This window comes from Paenibacillus sp. MABNR03, from assembly GCF_050455445.1.
In the GTDB taxonomy this organism is placed as follows: Bacteria; Bacillota; Bacilli; order Paenibacillales; family Paenibacillaceae; genus Paenibacillus; species Paenibacillus xylanilyticus.
In genome coordinates, this window is the sequence record NZ_JBCIYR010000012.1 from 1 (window position 1) to 20,548 (window position 20,548).

Sequence of the window (20,548 nt, forward strand, 5' to 3'; positions counted from 1 at the left end):
GGGTCCTGGGAGAGTAGGACGTTGCCAAGCAAAGAACCACTGCCGATGATATTCGGTGGTGGTTTTTATTTGTTTATTTTTCTTGCCGTAGGCTTTATGTATAACACACCTATATATTGAATATATGTTCTTACCGGGAGATGCACATGCATCTCTTATTTGACTTTGTTTCACACCTCTGACACACTCATAGAAGTACATACATCACATTTCCGCACACGATTTTGAGTCACTTACAATTCTAGAGAACGGGGTGCAGAACGACATGGACATTCGCAAACTAACCACTGATGATTTCGAAGCGTGTATGACGCTTTCGGAGTACGCTTTTCAGTTTGTATTAAACGAGGAACAGATTGAAAAACGCCGAGAGGAGTTCGCCTCACACAATGTGTTGGGAGTGTATGAGGATGGCCAAGTTGGAGCCAAACTTCAGATCATTCCTTTTCAAACCTATATACAAGGTCGATCATTTGCGATGGGAGGTATAGCGGGTGTGGCAACTTGGCCGGAATACCGGCGAAAAGGTTGGGTAGCAGGGCTGCTTAAATTTGCACTGGAAGAAATGAATCGGAATAAACAGAGCATTTCCTTCCTGCATCCGTTCTCGTTTGCTTTTTACCGGAAATATGGGTGGGAGACCTACGTAGAGTTTAAGCAATATAAGCTGTCCACCGATCAATTACCTGCGAAGAAGCCAACTCTAGGCACCCTTCGGCGGGGTAATCCAGAGCTATCGGTGCTGAAGAAGGTTTATGACACGTATGCAGAACGTTATAACGGAACCTTAAGTCGAGAGGATGCCTGGTGGGAAAATTCAGTTTTTGCCAAGAAAGGGAGCCAGCGGGCTGTTTACTATGATGAGGCGGGACTACCTCAAGGCTACGTACTCTACGAGGTCAAGGAAAGAAAATTTACCATCGGTGAGTTGGTGCACCTAAATGAAGAGGCCAGACAAGGGTTGTGGACGTTTATCGCCAATCATGATTCGATGATTGATGAGGTGACGTTAAAAGCGCCTGCGAACGATACACTGGCCTTTCAACTGGATAATCCACGGATTCAGCAGGAGATTTCCCCATACTTTATGGCGAGAATCGTTAGTGTGGAGCAGTTCATTTCGCAGTATCCTTTTGCAAATCAAGATTCTCCGTTACAGATTCAGCTTGAGGTAGAAGATGCACATGCACCGTGGAATGAGGGGGTATGGCAGCTGAATGTAGCGATGAATGGTACGGCTTCCATATGGAAAACATCGGAACCTGTCTTGGAAGATCAGACGCTTAAGGTCGACATCCAAGCACTTACAGCGATGCTTATGGGATATCGCAGACCTGCAGAGATGGCACGGATGGGCCGAATTGATGGTCCTGCGGAAGTAATTAGTGCACTGGAACACGCGATTCCTGAACGGGAAACCTATTTGCTTGATTTTTTCTAAGTACATTCCAGACACTTATATGTAAGTCGATAACATCGATTCTGCCCCCTTTCAACCTTTATAGAGAAACCGCGCTACAGTAAGACAAATGAACTTCTCCGGCTGTTTTGGAGAGGTTTTTTTGTGTCCGGGGAATATTTCGTGTAAAATCGTAAAAAATGAATAGTGACCCCACTTGGCAAAACCACAAAATATGCTATAATGTATATAAAGTCAAAGAAAGTCAAAGTCAACTGAAGGTTTAATACTTACGTAGCTTTCTTTCTACAATCCGGTGATCACATCTTTAATGCCACATCTAAAGAATCATCGGAAAGAGGCAATATCAAAGGACCTTCGTGCGTCCTTGCTCTCCCGAATAAGCCAGTGGAATTCAAGATTCGCTGTTTCCCCAATTGGTTAAATGGGTTGAGAAGGTGTACTCTGTGGGGGCGTGTGGGTCCTTATTGACTTAACGTTTCAGACAGTGGAGGATGAGTGGATGCGTAATATCTCTGATATTATCGAACAATATCTGAAGAGTATTTTGCATGAAAGTCCCGAAGGAATGGTTGAAATTCAGCGCAATGATCTCGCAGATCAATTCTCATGCGTACCATCCCAGATCAACTATGTAATTAGCACACGTTTTACTCTTGAAAAAGGGTACCTGGTCGAGAGCAAACGTGGCGGTGGCGGTTATGTCCGCATTCAGCGGATTGAATTGCCGGCTCACTCTGCTCTGCATAATCATTTGCACCATAGTATCGGGGATGAGATTGGACAGACAGCTGCCGAAGGCCTGATTTATCAACTGGAAGAAGCGCGTTTTCTAAGTAAACGGGAAGCCGGGTTGATGCGTGCAGCTGTATCAAGAGAAATTTTATTGGTCAAACTTCCTTACCGGGATCAAATTCGTGCCAGAATGTTGAAGGCGATGTTAATATCTTTGCTCGGTAAATGAAAACTATCGGGATCAAGGAGGTACATCTATAAATGCTGTGCCAAGAATGCGACAAACGTCCGGCTACACTTCACTTTACGAAAATCGTGAATGGAGAGAAGACGGAATTCCATATTTGTGAGTCATGTGCCCGTGAAAAGGGAGAAATGATTCCTGGAACAGCAGGAGGATTTTCCATTCATAATCTGTTGTCCGGGTTGCTTGATTTTGAACCCAAGAATGGGAATGCGGGGGCACCCCCTGCTCAAGCCCTTCGTTGTGAAGAGTGCGGCATGACTTACTCACAGTTTAGCAAAATCGGCCGGTTCGGCTGCAGTTCTTGTTATAAATATTTTGACAGTCGGTTGGATCCATTATTTAAAAGAGTCCACGGCAGCACAACCCATGTAGGCAAAGTTCCTGCACGTGCCGGGGGACGCATCAAGGTGAAACGGCAGATTGCCGACCTGAAACGTGATCTTCAGGAGAGTATCGCCCAAGAGGAATTTGAAGAGGCGGCTCAGATTCGTGATCAGATCAGGGAACTTGAAAAAGAAATAGCCCAGGAGTAAAGTTTGCCATGAGTAGGAGGGATGCGTAATGCCTAATCTGCGTTTTACAGAGAAGGCGCTCAGCGACTGGATGCGCAGTGATGCGGCTGATTCCGAAATCGTCATTAGCAGCCGTGTCCGGATCGCACGCAACCTGCAGCATTATCCGTTTCCGATGCTGGCTTCCAATGAGCAATCGGAAGAAGTGCTGAATAAGCTGAGCGAAGTACTTCAATATGATGACGTTCATGCCTTTGGAGATTTCCACACCTTGGATTTGATGGATATTGATGATCTCGACAAGCGGGTGCTGGTGGAGAAACATCTGATCAGCCCCAATCTTGTGAATGAATCCAAAAATGGTGCGGTCATTCTCAGTGAGGATGAATCCGTCAGTATTATGATAAATGAAGAAGACCATCTTCGTATCCAATGCCTCTATCCGGGGTTCCAGGTCAAAGAAGCCTGGGAGAAAGCTTCCGCCATAGATGATGCTTTTGAAGCGCATGTGGATTATGCCTTTGATGACCGCAGAGGATACTTGACCAGCTGTCCTACCAATGTAGGTACAGGTGTGAGAGCATCTGTTATGATGCATCTGCCCGCTCTGGTGATGACACAGCAGATTGGACGTATTCTGACCGCTGTTTCTCAAGTGGGGTTAACCGTACGTGGAATCTACGGTGAAGGCAGCGAGGCGATGGGCAACCTTTTCCAGATCTCCAATCAGATTACGCTTGGACAGACGGAACAAGAGGTTATCGACAATCTGCACGGCGTAGTGCAGCAAATTATTGAGCATGAACGTACTGCCAGAGAGCGGTTAATTTCAGACTCCAAACTGCGGATTACCGATAGAGTGATGCGATCGTATGGAATTTTGTCGCACGCAGCCATCATGGATTCCAAGGAAGCCGCACAGCGTCTCTCTGATGTTCGCCTTGGTGTGGATCTGGGCTTGTTGAATGGCTTGTCCATCACTATAATGAATGAGCTGAATGTGATGACCCAGCCAGGCTTCCTGCAGAAAACATTCGGGGAAGATATGCGCACGGATGAGCGTGACATCTACCGGGCTCAGTTGATTCGTGATACGATCAATTCAGCCAGTCAATCCCAGTAGTTCCATTTGGATTGAACTGTCCTAAGGTTTCATGCCGCTTCTGCGGCTTTTATATAACGAGCATTTCCATAAATGCTGAATGATTTTATTCGCAGCACGGCTGCAGACAAAAATGATATGAAGAATACGGCGGGATCGTTAGTAGGCCCCGTTTTATCCAAAACCATGGAGGTGCAGGAGATATGATGTTTGGAAGATTTACGGAACGGGCCCAGAAGGTGCTCGCACTCGCCCAGGAAGAAGCTGTCCGTCTCGGTCATAATAACATCGGTACTGAGCACATTTTGCTCGGCCTCATTCGTGAAGGCGAAGGCATTGCAGCCAAAGCACTGATCGGCCTGGGACTCGGATTGGAAAAAATTCAGGATGAAGTAGAAACGCTAATTGGCCGCGGCCAGGAGCAGCCTACCAACATTGCATATACGCCTCGTGCGAAAAAAGTAATTGAATTGTCTATGGATGAGGCTCGCAAATTGGGTCACACCTATGTAGGCACAGAGCACATTTTGCTCGGATTGATTCGTGAAGGCGAGGGTGTTGCGGCACGTGTGCTCAATAACCTTGGTATCAGCTTGAACAAAGCACGTCAACAAGTGCTGCAATTGCTTGGCAGCAGTGAGGCAGTATCCAGCCATAACGGAACTCCTGCTAACGTAAGCACGCCAACTCTGGACAGTCTGGCACGTGACCTTACTGCTTACGCGAAGGAAAACAACCTGGATCCGGTGATCGGCCGCAGCAAGGAAATCGAACGTGTCATTCAGGTGCTGAGCCGTCGTACCAAGAATAATCCGGTATTGATCGGTGAACCAGGTGTAGGTAAAACGGCAATTGCCGAAGGTCTTGCACAGAAAATCATCGCTAACGAAATTCCGGAAACATTGCGCGACAAACGGGTTATGACCCTGGATATGGGTTCGGTTGTTGCCGGAACGAAGTATCGTGGTGAATTTGAGGATCGTTTGAAAAAAATCATGGATGAGATTCGTCAAGCGGGTAACATTGTACTCTTTATCGACGAATTGCATACCCTGATCGGTGCTGGCGGAGCAGAAGGTGCCATTGATGCTTCGAACATTCTGAAACCGGCTCTGGCCCGTGGAGAACTGCAATGCATCGGTGCAACAACACTGGATGAATATCGCAAATATATCGAGAAGGATGCCGCGCTGGAGCGTCGTTTCCAACCGATTACAGTAGATCAGCCTTCTCCGGAAGAAGCAATTCAAATCCTGCACGGTTTGCGTGATCGTTACGAGGCACATCACCGCGTAAAAATCACAGACGAAGCCATTGTACAGGCGGTTAAATTGTCTGATCGCTACATCACAGACCGTTTCCTGCCAGACAAAGCGATTGACCTGATTGATGAAGCGGGTTCCAAAGTAAGATTGAACTCATACACCATCCCGCCAAACCTGAAACAACTGGAAAGCCGTCTGGAAGATATCCGTAAGGAAAAAGACGCAGCAGTTCAAAGTCAGGAGTTCGAGAAAGCAGCAGCTCTGCGTGATACGGAACAAAAAATCCGTGAAGAGCTGGATGTAACGAAGAATCAATGGAAAGAAAAACAAGGTCGCACGGATTCCGAAGTGACTCCTGAGGATATCGCACAAGTGGTAGCCAACTGGACAGGAATTCCGGTGAACAAGCTGAAAGAAGAAGAGACACAACGATTGATGAACTTGGAGTCCATCCTGCATGAACGTGTCATCGGTCAGGATGAAGCGGTGAAATCGGTCAGCCGTGCGGTTCGTCGGGCACGTGCCGGATTGAAAGATCCGAAACGTCCAATGGGTTCATTCATCTTCCTTGGTCCTACTGGGGTAGGTAAAACCGAGCTGGCTCGTGCACTCGCAGAAGCCATGTTCGGAGATGAGAATGCAGTGATCCGGATCGATATGTCCGAGTATGGTGAGAAGCATTCGACTTCAAGACTCGTCGGAGCGCCTCCAGGATATGTAGGATATGAAGAAGGCGGCCAGCTGACAGAGAAGGTTCGTCGCAAACCATATTCCGTAGTCCTGCTCGACGAGATCGAAAAAGCACATCCAGAAGTGTTCAACATCCTGCTGCAAGTGCTTGAGGATGGCCGTCTGACAGACTCCAAAGGTCGTGTCGTGGACTTCCGCAACACATTGATCATTCTGACATCCAACGTGGGTGCCGAAGCGATTAAACGCAACTCTACACTTGGTTTCACAGCTGTTGTGGATGCAGGTGCGGATTACGATAACATGAAGGGTAAGGTCATGGATGAGCTGAAGAAAAGCTTCCGTCCAGAGTTCCTTAACCGGATTGATGAAATTATCGTGTTCCACTCTCTTGAAGAGAAACACATTGCTGAGATTGTTACACTGATGAGCGAAGAGCTTCGCAAACGACTGCGTGAATACGAGGTCGACTTCGAACTCACCGACAACGCCAAGGCCTTCCTGGCCAAAGCCGGCTTCGATCCAGCGTATGGTGCCCGTCCGCTTCGTCGGGCGATCCAGAAGCATATTGAAGACAAATTGTCTGAGGAATTGCTCACAGGTACGGTGACCAAAGGCGATTCATTGTTAATCGATGAAGAGAATGGCGCGCTTTCTGTAACCAAAAAGGACGCAGTCGTTCCTTCCAATGAAGAAATCGAAACAAAGTAAGTAAAGTTTTAACATGATTGAAAATGATCCTTTCCGGCTTCGGCCGGGGAGGATTTTTTGCTGTTCATGGAACATGTGTAAAGTTTACGATAATCCTTTACGAAAAATCTCAAACAATGGTAAACTTTTATTAACCCTGCACGTCAGGAAGTTAGGCAAAATTCGTCGAAAAATGCAAAATGCTGTTATAAAATAAATCCTAGGAGTGCTGAAGTGGCCAAAGTTAAAACCAAGTTTCAATGTACGGAATGTGGTTATGAAGCCCCCAAATGGTATGGCAAATGTCCGGGTTGTCAGTCATGGAATTCCATGGTGGAAGAAACAGAAACGGTTGTCAAAACACAAGGGAGAAATTCCCCCCTCTTTGACAGTAAAGATAAACCCCTTCCCATCATAGATATAGATAGCGGTCAGGAACCGCGTGTGCAGACTGGAATCGGTGAGCTAAACCGGGTATTGGGCGGCGGAATTGTTCCGGGTTCTCTCGTGCTGGTGGGCGGAGATCCGGGAATCGGAAAGTCAACGCTGATGTTGCAGACTTCTCATGCTCTAACCCATTCAGGTTTGCGCGTGTTATATGTTTCGGGTGAGGAATCGGTGAAGCAAACCAAATTACGGGCTGACCGTCTGGATGCGCTCTCTCCTGAACTGTATGTGCTGTGTGAAACAAATATGGAACGTGTAGAGGAAGCGGTGGAGCAGATCCAGCCGCATTTTCTTGTCATCGACTCCATTCAGACGGTATATCTGCCAGAAGTCACCAGTGCACCCGGCAGTGTAGCGCAGGTAAGGGAATGTACTTCCCGGTTTATGCGCATCGCCAAAGGGCGAGGCATTGCAACCGTCCTTGTGGGGCATGTTACGAAAGAAGGGGCGATTGCCGGTCCGCGGATGCTGGAACATATGGTGGATTGTGTTCTTTATTTTGAAGGAGAACGACATCATACGTATCGATTGTTGCGTGCGGTGAAAAACCGTTTTGGCTCAACCAATGAGATTGGTATTTTCGAAATGGGTGAGGATGGATTGCGCGAAGTGGGCAACCCTTCGGAACTCTTTTTGTCCGAACGTCCGCTAGGTGTAGCCGGTTCTACCGTAGTCGCCAGTATGGAAGGCACAAGGCCTATGCTGGTTGAGCTGCAGGCACTCATCTCGGCAACTCATTTTCCATCTCCCCGCCGTATGGCAACAGGGATAGACCATCACAGGCTGAACCTGATTATTGCGGTTCTCGAGAAGCGGATGGGCATGTTTTTGCAAACACAGGACGCATACCTGAATGTAGCCGGAGGCGTGCGGCTCGATGAACCGGCAGTAGATTTGGCGGTTGCGGTGAGCATTGCATCCAGTTTGAGAGATGTGCCGACCAAGCCGGATGACGTTATTTTTGGCGAGATTGGTTTGACAGGTGAGGTTCGGGCCGTATCACGGGCTGAACAACGTGTGAAGGAAGCCGAGAAACTGGGCTTCAAGCGAGTCATTTTACCGGAGAAAAGCTTAAAGGGCTGGAAACATCCTCGCGGGATACAACTGATCGGTGTGAATACCGTGGCAGATGCACTAGCGGTTGCTTTAGATTAGGGGGCATAACAAGATGAAGGATACGAGCCAACTGGATAAGATGAATGATTTGTTGAGGCTGATCGCACCAGGTACACCTTTCCGCGAAGGTCTGGAAAACGTGCTGCGCGCCAAGACGGGGGCACTGCTTGTTGTAGGATACAGCCCTGAAGTAATGGAAGTCGTTGACGGGGGATTCTCAATTAATTGTGATTTCTCCCCCAACTATCTATATGAGCTCGCCAAGATGGACGGTGCCATTATTCTTAGTGAGGATTTAAAGCGTATTCTGTACGCCAATACCCAGTTGATCCCGGATTCGTCCATCTCTTCCTCAGAGACAGGGATCCGTCACCGGACGGCAGAGCGGGTAGCAAAGCAAACGGGTAAATTGGTCGTATCGATATCGCAGCGCCGGAATATTATTACCTTGTATCAGGGAACGCTTAGATATTCGCTGAAGGAAATCGGAGTTATTTTAACGAAGGCGAATCAGGCGATCCAAACGCTTGAGAAATACAAAGCTGTACTGACGCAATCCCTTACGAATCTGAGCGCCTCCGAGTTCGAGGAATTGGTAACCATCCCTGAGGTAGTGAATGTGATTCAGCGTACCGAAATGGTGATGCGCATCAAAACGGAAATTAAGCGCTACATCCATGAACTTGGGAATGAGGGGCGGCTGATCTCCATGCAGATGGAAGAATTGGTCGGAACAACGGAGGAAGAGGCGTGGTTGCTCTACAAGGACTATGCTCGGGACGACAGTGACGAGAAAATCCGCGAAATTATCGTGGGCCTCAAACGACTTTCGGATGATGAGTTGCTCGATGCACATCATATCGTTCGTCTGCTCGGCTATCCATCGTCGGCTGCCACTTCGGAAGATTCGGTTGCACCACGCGGATATCGGGTATTGAATAAGATACCACGTCTTCCAAATGTCATTATCCATAACCTGGTGGATCAATTTGAACAATTGCCTCATGTGATTATGGCAACGATTGAAGAGCTGGATGAAGTAGACGGTATTGGTGAGGTACGTGCCCGGACCATTAAGGAAGGTCTGAAGCGTCTGCAGGAGCAGATGTTTATTGACAGACAAATGTAATCCAGAGCGATCATGGATAGATTTGCCTATAACGGCTTGAAGATGATGAGGTGAAGCAACGATGTTAACCAAATTCATTCCGAACCTCTTTACCTTGGGTAATCTGTTTCTTGGAATGATGGCGATACTGCTTGCAATCGATGGGAACTACAGCCTGGCCGCCATTATGGTGATCGTTGCCATGCTGCTGGACGGTTTGGATGGCAGGGTTGCGCGTGCGCTTAATGCACAGAGTGAATTCGGCAAAGAGCTCGACTCCCTGTCCGACATGGTTTCGTTTGGCGCAGCTCCGGCGCTCATTATGTTTATGGTATCCTTTCAGGATGCCTCTCCGGTTCTCGCCTGGGTAGCCACAGCAAGCTTTCCCATCTGCGGAGCCATTCGACTAGCACGTTTCAACGTAAGACCTGGGATTCCCGGATATTTTACGGGTCTGCCCATTCCGGCAGCCGGAGGTGTGCTTGCAACGCTAACGTTGTTTAACAAGGATATTGGTCCGGTTAGCATGATGATAGCCACATTGTTATTATCCTATTTGATGGTAAGTTCACTTAAATACCCGAATTTCAAAAAGGTGGGTCTGCCGCGAAAAGCGATCTGGATTGCACCTTGGGTGGTCGTTTTCGCTGTGGCGGTTGCTGTCATTTTCCCGGAACAGTTGTCGAAGTTGATCTTCATTCCTCTGGTGCTGTACGCCCTGTATGGAATGAAGCATAATATGCGGACGGCAGCCTCGCGTAACCGGGCGAAGAAGCGCAAGGAAGAGAAGTCTTCCCGGTCTTCCGATCGGTGAATTCTTTTAATTCGCATCAATGCCCCAAAAATGCATAATAAAAAGCACGCATTCTCCTTCAGGAGTGTACGTGCTTTTTTTTGTTATTCAAATCTATACAGTACCTATCTTTGTACAGCGAAGTTGCAGTTCATTACGACAAATTGAACATCCCTAACGTCGAACATTTCTGTGACTCGTGATTCACGACTTCTTCCATGTTGATATCCAGCAGATTGCAGAGAGCTGACATATAAAACAGGTTCCTCCCCAGTTCGGAGCTGATGACCTCTTTGCAATTCTCACACAATTCACCTTCCACATGCGTCTCCAGCAGGCCTTTGGTTTGAGCGATACCGCTCTCGGGGGCATATTTCTGCTTGGTGGCGTGCAGCTCAATGCAGCCGCATTCGGTAATGGCCTTGGACACGGCTCGGTTGACAGAAGCTCCGGCTTGTCCTGTTTTGGACAGTACATCAATCAGACTGCGATGACGCAGCAACAGCTCGGAAACCTGATCCTGAAAAGCCTGTAAACTTAGCGTACTCATTTTGCTACTCACCTCGGGATATGAATTGAATTCATTATATGCCAATAATTTACCTTCTTTCAACTGACGATTGCAACAATTCCAAAAAGTTCTTCTGAGCGGGATTAGTATTCAGAGAATTGGATCATACTGGATATGAAGATCAAGAACTTTTGAAGGAGGTGCAGGGACATATGTGGAAAAAAGGCATTTTAACTTTTACAGGATTGTGCGGTGCATGGTTTGGCTACACGGCATATCATCTGGCAGGAAAATCCGTCCCTTGGATGGCTGAATGGATTCAGTCGGCAGGGCTGCTGGGAGCAGGGGTAGCAACGGCACTGGGAGCTGTATTGTTTATGGCCGTGTGCAATATTGGTGGAGCGTTGTTGGCAAACAGACTGCAGAATGGGATCGATGCTCTGGCCAAAGTACCGATGAACGAACTGGCGGCCGGCGCAGCAGGGACGGTTGCAGGATTGCTGGTAGCCTTGCTGCTCTATCCATGTTTGGCTTGGCTGGGGACAGCAGGAGAGGTGCTTCAGGTGGCACTGACGGCAGTTAGTGGATATTCGGGGTACATGCTGGCCATGGCCAAGAAAGACGATCTGGGGGCATTCTGGATGTCTGGGCGGTGGGGTCACCCTGAGGTGGACGAAGACAGACGGATGGAAGAGCATAAAATTTTGGATACCAGTGTCATTATTGATGGCCGCATCGCTGATATATGCAAAACCGGTTTTATCGAAGGCACTATTGTCATTCCGGAATTCGTTCTGGAGGAACTTCAGCATATTGCTGATTCATCGGATCTGCTGAAGCGGAACAGAGGACGGCGCGGGCTTGATATTTTAAACAAAATTCAGAAAGAACTCGACGTCAAGGTACTCATTTACGAGGGTGATTTCGAAGAAATATCGGAAGTGGACAGCAAACTGGTCAAACTCGCGAAAGTGCTTCAGGGCAAGGTCGTCACGAATGACTTTAACTTGAACAAGGTCTGTGAGCTTCAGGGTGTATCCGTGCTCAACATTAACGATCTCGCGAATGCGGTGAAGCCTGTGGTGCTTCCTGGTGAAGAGATTATGGTTCAAATCATCAAGGACGGTAAGGAGCATGGTCAAGGTGTTGCTTATCTGGATGACGGTACGATGATCGTTGTGGAAGGCGGACGAGAGTACATCGGCATGATGATGGAAGTGCTGGTGACCAGTGTGCTGCAAACTTCCGCGGGACGAATGATTTTTGCCAAGCCGAAACTGTTGGAAAAAGCCCAATAAAGCGGTATGATGGGTAGTGTATCGTTACGAGTATATTATAAGTGAATGATATCTCCGGGACGATAAACTGACAGACAAGGCAGGGATTGCGGCATGGATAAAGGGTGGGGTGTCGTCATTGTGGCAGCAGGTCGGGGAACCCGAATGGGCACAACCGAGAGCAAGCAGTTTCTGCTGCTGCAGGACAAGCCCGTTTTCATACATACGCTTGAGGTGTTTGCCGCTCTGAAGGAGATCAGTGAAATGGTGCTGGTAACCGGAGCCGCAGATGTTGAACGCTGCCTGGATTGGGTAAAAGAATACCGACTGGAGTCGCGTGTCCGTGTCATCCCCGGAGGGAAAGAGAGACAGCATTCTGTTCATGAAGGCCTGAAGGCCCTGAAGACGGATTGGGTTCTCGTTCACGACGGGGTACGTCCTTTTGTTGACCGTAAGCAGATTACAGGTTGCATGGAGGCCGCGATGTCGGGGGGAGCCGCTGTACTCGCCGTTCCCGTTAAGGATACGATTAAACAAGTGAATGTGGAGGGGATCGTTACGGCGACGCCTGACCGCAGCAGTCTGTGGAGTATTCAAACCCCGCAGGCTTTTCGTCTTTCTTCGCTGCTGCGTGCTTACGAGTCGGCGGCAAACGACGGATTCCTTGGGACAGATGATGCGATGCTGGCTGAGCGCCAGGGTTTGCCCGTCAAGGTTGTGGAAGGCAGTTATACCAACATCAAATTAACGACGCCGGAAGATTTGAAATATGCCGCGTTTTTGCTTGGGGGAGAGAAGAAGCGATGATACGTGTAGGACAGGGATTTGATGTACACCAGTTGGTGGAAGGACGTCCGTGCATTATTGGCGGAGTAACCATTCCTTATGAAAAAGGCTTGCTTGGACACTCGGACGCAGACGTGCTGCTGCATGCTATAAGTGATGCGATTCTGGGTGCTCTTGCACTCGGGGATATCGGCAAACACTTTCCGGATACCGATCCGGAGTTCAAGGATGCGGACAGCCTCAAACTGCTGGAGCATGTATGGCAGCTCGTGAAAGACCGCGGATATCGTTTGGGCAATATCGATTCAACCATTATTGCACAAAAGCCGAAAATGGCTCCATACATTCCACAGATGGCTGAGGTTATTGCCAAAGCGCTGGAAGCGGATGTTGACCAGGTAAATGTGAAAGCAACGACCACAGAGCAGCTCGGATTCCCTGGACGGGGAGAGGGCATTGCCGCCCAATCGGTTGTTTGCCTTGTTCGTGTATGATATTATCAACCAACTAGATACGGAGGGGATATTTTATGAGCACAGAAGTTCGTGTGCGCTACGCGCCAAGTCCAACGGGACACCTGCATATCGGGAATGCCCGTACGGCGCTGTTCAACTATTTGTATGCTAAGCATAATAACGGGAAATTCATCATTCGTATTGAAGATACTGACGTGAAACGGAACATTGCCGGTGGTGAAGAAAGCCAGCTGAAATATTTGAAATGGCTCGGAATCGAATGGGATGAAAGTATTGATGTGGGCGGAGAATACGGACCTTACCGTCAGACGGAACGTTTGGACATTTACCGCAAATACACCCAGGAACTTCTGGACAAAGGTTTGGCTTACCGCTGCTTCTGTACGGAAGAAGAATTGGAGCAGGAGCGTGAGGAGCAGACGGCACGTGGAGAAACCCCGCGTTATTCGGGCAAGCACCGTGACCTGACCCCAGAGCAAATCAGTGCGTTTGAAGCTGAGGGCCGTATTGCAAGTATTCGTTTCCGTGTACCGGAAGAACGTACATATACGTTCGATGACATGGTTAAAGGCACAATTTCATTCAACAGCAAGGAATCGGGCGACTTCGTCATTGTGAAAAAGGACGGCATTCCCACCTACAACTATGCAGTTGCAGTGGATGATCACCTAATGAAGATTTCCCACGTTCTCCGTGGGGAAGATCACATCTCCAATACACCTCGCCAGCTGATGATCTATGAAGCGCTGGGCTGGGAGCCGCCGCAATTCGGTCACATGACGCTGATCGTGAATGAAAATCACAAGAAGCTGAGTAAACGGGATGAATCCGTCATTCAGTTTATTGAACAATATGATCAGCTCGGCTATTTGCCGGAAGCGATGTTTAACTTCATCTCCCTGCTTGGCTGGTCGCCAGAAGGTGAAGAGGAAATTTTCTCGCAGGAGCAGCTGATTTCCATCTTTGATACCAAACGTTTGTCCAAGAGCCCTGCTGTATTTGATACGCATAAGCTTGCGCACTTGAACAATCACTATATTAAACATGCAGACCCGGAACGTATTGCTGAAATGGCTATTCCACATCTGCAAAAGGCAGGCCGGATTGCTTCTGAGTTGTCACCTGAACAGAAGGAATGGGCAAATACGCTCGTTCACTTGTATCAGGAGCAAATGACGGCAGCTTCCGACATTGTGGAATTGTCTGAGGTGTTCTTCCGCTCCCATCTGGAGCTTGATGCAGAAGCTGCCGCAGTACTTGGGGAAGAACAGGTACCAACGGTTCTGAAGGCCTTTGCCGATAAAGTGCAGGCAAGCGAAGAGTTTACACCAAGCAAAATGGCTGCGTTGATCAAGGAAGTACAGAAGGAAACCGGATTTAAAGGCAAACAGCTCTTTATGCCTATTCGTGTTGCGCTGACTGGGCAGACTCATGGACGTGACCTGAATCAGACGATCGTGCTGCTTGGCCGGGATACGGTTATCGAGCGTCTGCATGCACAGGTGAAAGGCGCGTAATACAGGACGGTTAGCTCCGTGTATTTCTGTTCCTGAACTCAGGTATTTAGTTTGGCCAAAGATGCCGCAAGGCTGTTGTCAGTCCATAACCTTTTCGCTATAATAGCAACACGAAGGTTAAATGACATTAATCATTATTTAAACATTTTACATTAATCCATAGAACAGCAAAGACCGGGAGGAGTAGACTGAACCGGACAGATTCAGAGAGGATGGCCCCGCGGCAAAGAATGAATTTCTTTGGCTGCGGTGGCTGTGAGCCATCCGCTGTCCGTCAGTCGAAATGCGCCCGTGAGCTGCACAGCCGAATCCGGCCCCGCCTCTTGAACGTGCAGAAGAGGAAAACGTCAGGATAGGTTGTGACGGTTGGTTTCCGTTACCGAACCGCTTGAGGGTGCATTTTTATTTGTGCAGGAAAGGAACAGCGTACTTGGCTGACCAATCCTGTTATGTAAGAGTGAACCGAGCAGAGTGGGACCGCGATTAACGCCTCTGCAGCATTATGCTGCAGGGGCGTTTTTTGTTTAGGGCGAGTCAGCAGTACACTACCAAGAGGGCTGCGCCGTCCGGGATGCCGGAGGACGAAGACCTGAACAAGAGGGGAACGAGCATGTTTAAGAAGATCAGATCAGATATCCAGGCGGTGTTTGAAAACGATCCGGCTGCCCGGGGATGGTTCGAGGTCGTATTCACCTATTCGGGGCTGCATGCGATATGGGCGCACCGGATCGCACACTTTTTTTACAAACGCAGTTGGTTCTCGGTCGCCCGGTTCATTTCGCAGATCAGCCGTTTTATGACAGGAATCGAGATTCACCCTGGAGCTACCATTGGGAATCGGTTGTTTATTGACCATGGAATGGGCGTCGTTATTGGAGAAACCTGTGAAATTGGCGATGATGTTGTTATTTACCAGGGGGTTACTCTTGGCGGAACAGGGAAAGAAAAAGGAAAGAGACACCCGACGATTGGCAATAATGTGGTTATCTCATCCGGAGCCAAAGTACTCGGTTCATTCAGCGTTGGTGATCAATGTAACATTGGAGCCAACTCCGTGGTACTCAAAGAAGTGCCATCCAACAGCACCGTTGTAGGCATACCGGGAAGAATCGTCAAACAGGATGGACGACGGGTAGACCGTTTGAGCCAGCAGCTGCCCGATCCGGTCATTGACTCCCTGCGCAGTATGCAGCAAGAGATTGAACGGTTGCGTGAAGAGGTGCGTACACTACAGGATACCCGCAAGAGTGAGAATTCCCGTGATACAATAAATAAATAAGGAAGTATGGATGAAAGGAAAGTGACCATGACGCTTCAAATTTACAATACGATGAGTCGTACCAAAGAGAATTTCGTTCCCCAAGAGCCTGGGAAAGTGAAAATGTATGTATGCGGACCGACAGTGTATGATTACATTCACATCGGAAATGCACGTCCGGTTATTTTTTTCGACACAGTTCGCGGTTATCTGGAACAGACAGGACATGAAGTGAACTACGTTGTAAACTTCACGGATGTTGATGATAAACTGATTCGCAAAGCTGAACAGCTTGGTACGGATGTTCCTCATGTCGCAGAGAAGTTTATTGCGGCGTACTACGAAGATCTTGAGGGACTGGGGATTCCAAAGGCGAGCAGTAACCCGAGAGTAACGGAGAATATGCCGCCCATTATTGATTTTATCCGTGAGCTGGTTGAGAAGGGATTTGCCTATGAAAATGGTGGCGACGTGTATTATCGCACCGGCAAATTCGAGGAGTACGGCAAATTGTCAAAGCAGAACCTGCAGGAATTGCAGTTTGGGATCCGGATTGGTGTAGATGAACGCAAGGAACATCCGGAAGACTTCGTACTCTGGAAAGCGGCTAAACCGGGTGAGATCTATTGGTCCAGCCCTTGGGGGGATGGAAGACCAGGCTGGCATATCGAGTGCTCTGCCATGGCGCGTGAATACCTGGGTGATACGCTCGATATACACGGAGGCGGACAGGATCTGCAGTTCCCGCACCATGAGTGCGAATGCGCCCAATCCGAGGTGTTGACAGGCAAACCGCTCGCCAACTACTGGATGCATAACGGATTTATCCGCATCGATAACGAAAAAATGTCGAAATCGCTCGGTAACGGAGTGCTTGTAAAAGACCTTCGGACACAGTACAAACGTGAAGCCATTCGATATTTCATGTTGTCGACACACTATCGCAATCCGCTGAACTTTACCGAAGATACAATGGAACAAGCGCAAAACAGTGTGGATCGGATCGCGAATGCCGTAGGCAATCTGAAGCATCGTTTGCAGGCAGTAACGGTAGATCAGGATATTACGGCAGAGTTTGCTGCCAAACTGGAGCAGATCCGTCAGCAGTATCATGAGAAAATGCAGGATGATTTCAATACTCCGGATGCGATTACAGCTTTGTTTGAATGGGCTGCTGAAGCAAACCAGCTGGTGCAAAAAGAAGTCGTGAACGCTGCGGAAATCCGTGCGCTGCTTGAACTCTTCAGTGAATTGAATGCGGTACTTCGCATTTATACGGACGCTGAGCCAGAGCTTCTGGATGAAGAGATTGAACGCCTGATTGAAGAGCGTACGGAGGCACGCAAGTCCAAGAACTGGGCACGTGCTGATGAAATCAGAGATGAATTGTCTGCGCAGGGCATATTGCTTGAGGATACGGCTCAAGGGATGAGATGGCGGCGCAAATGAGCGAGGAACAGCTGAAAAAGTTGTCTGAAACTGTCGAACAATCTGAGCAGAGTGAACGTTCAGGTGGAGAACAAACAGAGGTAATGGCACAGGGAGGGTGGTTTCCATACCCGCCTTCCCGTCCTGCAAGGCTGATTCCTCCGATCGCCCTCGCTTACATCGGTGATGCGGTGTATGAGGTAGCGGTAAGGCAGTATTTGTTGTCCAAAGCCAATATGCGCCCAAACCATCTGCACCGCAGTGCAACAGGTTTGGTATCAGCCAAGGCACAGAGCCGCATTCTGACAGGGATAGAGGAAGTATTGACCGAGGAAGAGCGCGACATTGTAAGGCAGGGGCGTAACGCCAAGTCTGGCAGTATCCCCAAAAATGCGGATGTACTGGAATACAGACATGCCACGGCGCTGGAGTGCCTTATTGGTTACCTGTACAGTAGTGGTCGGCATGATCGCATGATCCAACTGATTACCCAGGGCATCGAGCATGCAGAAAACAATTCGCAATCACCGACAAAATAAAACTAAACATAGCCGTCCTTGTGGTACAAGCCTGCAAGGGAGTACTTGCAAGGCGCAATAGAGAGGATCGAACAAAATGGAAGAAGAATGGATTGCTGGTAAGCACTCCGTGACGGAGGCGCTGCGTTCAGGCCGGACCATTAATAAAATATGGATCGCGGATACAGCACAGAAGCATTTGACTCAACCGATTATCGCGGAGGCGAAGAAACTCGGTATCGTGATTCAGCATGTGGACAAGCGTAAACTGGACCAAACGGTACCAGGTATTCAGCATCAAGGGGTTGTTGCCCAAGCAGCGCCATACGCTTATGTGGAGGTAGATGACATCCTCGCAGCGGCACATGCCAAAAATGAACAACCGTTTCTGATTCTACTGGATGAGATTGAGGATCCGCATAACCTTGGTTCGATTTTGCGGACAGCGGACTGCACGGGGGCTCATGGCGTGATTGTACCCAAACGTCGTTCGGCTGCAGTGACGGCTACGGTATCCAAAACATCCGCCGGGGCTGTGGAGTATGTACCCGTGGCACGTGTGAGCAATCTGGGACAAACGATCGATCGTCTCAAGGAAGCAGGCGTTTGGGTTGTGGGTACAGATGTAGCTGCGCAGGAAAGTGTATTTGGTAACGGGGTATTTACTGGTCCAGTGGCATTGGTGATCGGGAACGAGAACAAAGGTATGGGAAGGCTCATTCGGGAAAAATGCGATGTGCTGATCAAGCTGCCGATGCAAGGGCAGATTAACTCTCTGAATGCTTCCGTGGCGGCGGGTGTTGTCATGTACGAAGTGCTCCGTTCGCGCCAAGCACAGGGATAGATGGTATGGCTGATTCCCGGGATGTGCTTCTGGTAGACGGGTATAACATGATTGGCGACTGGCCAGAGCTGTCCAGACTGGCGGAAAGCGGGCTGGAGGAGGCGCGGAATCGTCTCCTCTTCCGTCTTGCTGATTATCAGGCGTTCTCTGGTCGCAAGGTCATCGTTGTTTTTGATGCCTATCTCGTACCCGGACTTGGTAAAACATTTACACAGAGCAAAGTGCAGATATATTTCACCAAGGAAAAAGAGACGGCTGACGAATGCATTGAGAGACTCGTACGGGAACTAAGCTCGCGGAGACGCCAAATCTATGTGGCCACAAGCGATATGGTAGAACAGCATGTCATTTTTGGACAGGGAGCACTGCGTGTATCTGCAAGGGAACTGTTGATTGAAGTCGAGCAGAATGAAAAAGAACTGCAGAAACGTCTGCAGGAAGACCAGGCCAAGTCCAAGCGTAATACACTTGGAGCCAAGCTCAGCCCGGAAGTTCTGAAGCAGTTTGAGCGTTGGCGAAGGGAATAGGAGTATGGTTTTACAAATATTTCAATATTGAAAGTCTTGACAATTATGTTATTGATGTTCTTTTTTAGGCAGAGCGTGGTTGACGGTGTGAGGTGCCATCATATATACTGTTCGTATATTTCATAGAGTAGAGTAACGGTGTACCTTGCGTTGCAGCCGGAGGGATTGTCTGTGAGTGTCGACCTCAAAGATATCATGTTATCTAAGTATGATTACCAAAGTGACGAAGACATTGTCGAAGCGGTCCGTGAAGGTGAAAGCGAAGCGCTGGAGTTTTTGATTAACAAATATCGCAACTTTGTACGCGCCAAGGCAAGATCTTATTTTCTGATTGGGGCAGACCGGGAAGATATTATTCAGGAAGGAATGATTGGCCTCTACAAATCCATCCGTGATTTCAAAGGGGACAAACTGGCTTCGTTCAAAGCTTTTGCCGAGCTGTGTATCACCAGACAGATTATTACGGCAATCAAGACGGCAACACGTCAGAAACATATTCCGCTTAATTCCTATGTATCATTGGACAAGCCCATTTATGACGAAGAATCCGATCGTACGTTACTCGATGTGATTTGTGGAACCCAGGTCAGTGATCCTGAGGAGCTTATCATTAATCAGGAAGAATTTGTGGGCCTGGAAGATAAGATGTCAGAGATTTTAAGTGACTTGGAGCGAAAAGTGTTGATGTTGTATCTGGACGGGAGATCTTATCAAGAGATTGCAGTAGATTTGGATCGGCATGTGAAGTCCATTGACAATGCACTCCAGCGTGTTAAGCGCAAACTTGAAAAGTACCTGGAAGTTCGAGATAATTGAACAATGTTGTTGATGACGGAAAAGGCTCGGGGTTTGAGTCTTTTTTTGCTGCTTTAAGTTTATAAGTCAAAAGATTGATAATACTAGTAATCGCTTGGTCCAAGCAGGAGAAGAGAAAAAATCAGAGACGCCCGAACTACACGTTTTTTGTACGGAACTTTTACCCAGTAATGAAAGGCTATTCTTTCATTGACATGGTTATACCCTTGTGATAAAGTGTTTTAGGTAGGCCTAAATTCGCGGCTTTTTTTTAGGATCAATTTAGAGACTCTCCTTTAAAGTGGAAGTCTTCGGGAGGTGTACATCATGCGGGTAATTATTACTTTGGCTTGTACAAACTGCAAACAAAGAAATTACACTACGACAAAAAACAAGCGTAATCACCCCGACCGCATGGAGATGAAGAAATTTTGCAAGTTTTGTAACGAGCAGACTTCTCATCGCGAAACCAGATAGTTTTTGGGA

20 protein-coding genes are annotated in these 20,548 nt (G+C 48.3%); 19 read left to right on the top strand and 1 reads right to left on the bottom strand.

Going from position 1 to position 20,548, the window contains the following annotated elements:
• Positions 1-265: 265 nt before the first annotated feature.
• The 8 genes from AAIH57_RS28300 (at position 266) to pssA (ending at position 10,146) form a co-directional block, all read left to right on the top strand.
• On the top strand, positions 266-1,441 hold the full coding sequence (locus AAIH57_RS28300) for a GNAT family N-acetyltransferase (RefSeq protein ID WP_430023813.1): 1,176 nt from the start codon (positions 266-268) through the stop codon (positions 1,439-1,441).
• Positions 1,442-1,922: 481 nt separating this feature from the next.
• Positions 1,923-2,384 carry a CtsR family transcriptional regulator gene (locus AAIH57_RS28305; RefSeq protein ID WP_095293442.1) on the top strand — a complete coding sequence of 154 codons (462 nt, stop codon included), beginning with the start codon at positions 1,923-1,925 and terminating at the stop codon, positions 2,382-2,384.
• A gap of 32 nt (positions 2,385-2,416) precedes the next feature.
• Positions 2,417-2,935, top strand: a complete 519-nt coding sequence (locus AAIH57_RS28310) for a UvrB/UvrC motif-containing protein (protein ID WP_175394115.1) — start codon at positions 2,417-2,419, stop codon at positions 2,933-2,935.
• A 28-nt stretch (positions 2,936-2,963) separates the two neighbouring features.
• The gene (locus tag AAIH57_RS28315) at positions 2,964-4,037 is read left to right on the top strand and encodes a protein arginine kinase (RefSeq protein WP_430023814.1); all 1,074 of its coding nucleotides are present in this window, start codon (positions 2,964-2,966) and stop codon (positions 4,035-4,037) included.
• Between the two features lie 182 nt (positions 4,038-4,219).
• A complete protein-coding gene (clpC, locus tag AAIH57_RS28320; protein ID WP_430023815.1) occupies positions 4,220-6,682 on the top strand; it encodes an ATP-dependent protease ATP-binding subunit ClpC in 2,463 nt (820 codons plus the stop codon).
• 213 nt (positions 6,683-6,895) lie between these two features.
• On the top strand, positions 6,896-8,263 hold the full coding sequence (radA, locus tag AAIH57_RS28325; protein ID WP_095293438.1) for a DNA repair protein RadA: 1,368 nt from the start codon (positions 6,896-6,898) through the stop codon (positions 8,261-8,263).
• 13 nt (positions 8,264-8,276) lie between these two features.
• Entirely contained in the window at positions 8,277-9,353 is a 1,077-nt protein-coding gene (gene disA, locus AAIH57_RS28330) for a DNA integrity scanning diadenylate cyclase DisA (protein ID WP_175394113.1), read from the top strand.
• Positions 9,354-9,414: 61 nt separating this feature from the next.
• Positions 9,415-10,146, top strand: coding sequence for a CDP-diacylglycerol--serine O-phosphatidyltransferase (gene pssA / locus AAIH57_RS28335; protein WP_175394112.1), 732 nt, complete (start codon positions 9,415-9,417; stop codon positions 10,144-10,146).
• Between the two features lie 133 nt (positions 10,147-10,279).
• Here pssA and AAIH57_RS28340 read toward each other — a convergent pair whose 3' ends face one another.
• Positions 10,280-10,675 (bottom strand): DUF1573 domain-containing protein, encoded by a 396-nt coding sequence (locus AAIH57_RS28340; protein WP_095293446.1) that lies wholly within the window; start codon positions 10,673-10,675, stop codon positions 10,280-10,282.
• 173 nt (positions 10,676-10,848) lie between these two features.
• Between AAIH57_RS28340 and AAIH57_RS28345 the strand changes: the two genes are divergently transcribed.
• From AAIH57_RS28345 to rpmG, 11 genes are all read left to right on the top strand, one after another.
• Positions 10,849-11,934, top strand: coding sequence for a PIN/TRAM domain-containing protein (locus AAIH57_RS28345; protein ID WP_413037735.1), 1,086 nt, complete (start codon positions 10,849-10,851; stop codon positions 11,932-11,934).
• Between the two features lie 93 nt (positions 11,935-12,027).
• Entirely contained in the window at positions 12,028-12,720 is a 693-nt protein-coding gene (ispD, locus tag AAIH57_RS28350) for a 2-C-methyl-D-erythritol 4-phosphate cytidylyltransferase (RefSeq protein ID WP_430023816.1), read from the top strand.
• Entirely contained in the window at positions 12,717-13,193 is a 477-nt protein-coding gene (ispF, locus tag AAIH57_RS28355; protein WP_095293433.1) for a 2-C-methyl-D-erythritol 2,4-cyclodiphosphate synthase, read from the top strand. Before ispD ends, ispF begins: the two co-directional genes overlap by 4 nt.
• 35 nt (positions 13,194-13,228) lie before the next feature.
• Positions 13,229-14,692: a glutamate--tRNA ligase gene (gltX, locus tag AAIH57_RS28360; protein WP_175394109.1), complete on the top strand. Its 1,464-nt coding sequence runs from the start codon at positions 13,229-13,231 to the stop codon at positions 14,690-14,692.
• A 610-nt stretch (positions 14,693-15,302) separates the two neighbouring features.
• Positions 15,303-15,971: a serine O-acetyltransferase gene (cysE, locus tag AAIH57_RS28365; RefSeq protein ID WP_175394108.1), complete on the top strand. Its 669-nt coding sequence runs from the start codon at positions 15,303-15,305 to the stop codon at positions 15,969-15,971.
• A gap of 27 nt (positions 15,972-15,998) precedes the next feature.
• A complete protein-coding gene (cysS, locus tag AAIH57_RS28370) occupies positions 15,999-17,399 on the top strand; it encodes a cysteine--tRNA ligase (RefSeq protein ID WP_430023817.1) in 1,401 nt (466 codons plus the stop codon).
• An 83-nt stretch (positions 17,400-17,482) separates the two neighbouring features.
• Entirely contained in the window at positions 17,483-17,917 is a 435-nt protein-coding gene (locus AAIH57_RS28375) for a Mini-ribonuclease 3 (RefSeq protein ID WP_430023824.1), read from the top strand.
• 76 nt (positions 17,918-17,993) lie between these two features.
• On the top strand, positions 17,994-18,740 hold the full coding sequence (gene rlmB / locus AAIH57_RS28380) for a 23S rRNA (guanosine(2251)-2'-O)-methyltransferase RlmB (RefSeq protein ID WP_175394106.1): 747 nt from the start codon (positions 17,994-17,996) through the stop codon (positions 18,738-18,740).
• A 5-nt stretch (positions 18,741-18,745) separates the two neighbouring features.
• Positions 18,746-19,267: an NYN domain-containing protein gene (locus tag AAIH57_RS28385; protein ID WP_430023818.1), complete on the top strand. Its 522-nt coding sequence runs from the start codon at positions 18,746-18,748 to the stop codon at positions 19,265-19,267.
• Positions 19,268-19,438: 171 nt separating this feature from the next.
• Positions 19,439-20,083 carry an RNA polymerase sporulation sigma factor SigH gene (gene sigH, locus AAIH57_RS28390; RefSeq protein ID WP_024633601.1) on the top strand — a complete coding sequence of 215 codons (645 nt, stop codon included), beginning with the start codon at positions 19,439-19,441 and terminating at the stop codon, positions 20,081-20,083.
• Positions 20,084-20,389: 306 nt separating this feature from the next.
• A complete protein-coding gene (rpmG, locus tag AAIH57_RS28395) occupies positions 20,390-20,539 on the top strand; it encodes a 50S ribosomal protein L33 (protein WP_072735843.1) in 150 nt (49 codons plus the stop codon).
• Positions 20,540-20,548: the final 9 nt, after the last annotated feature.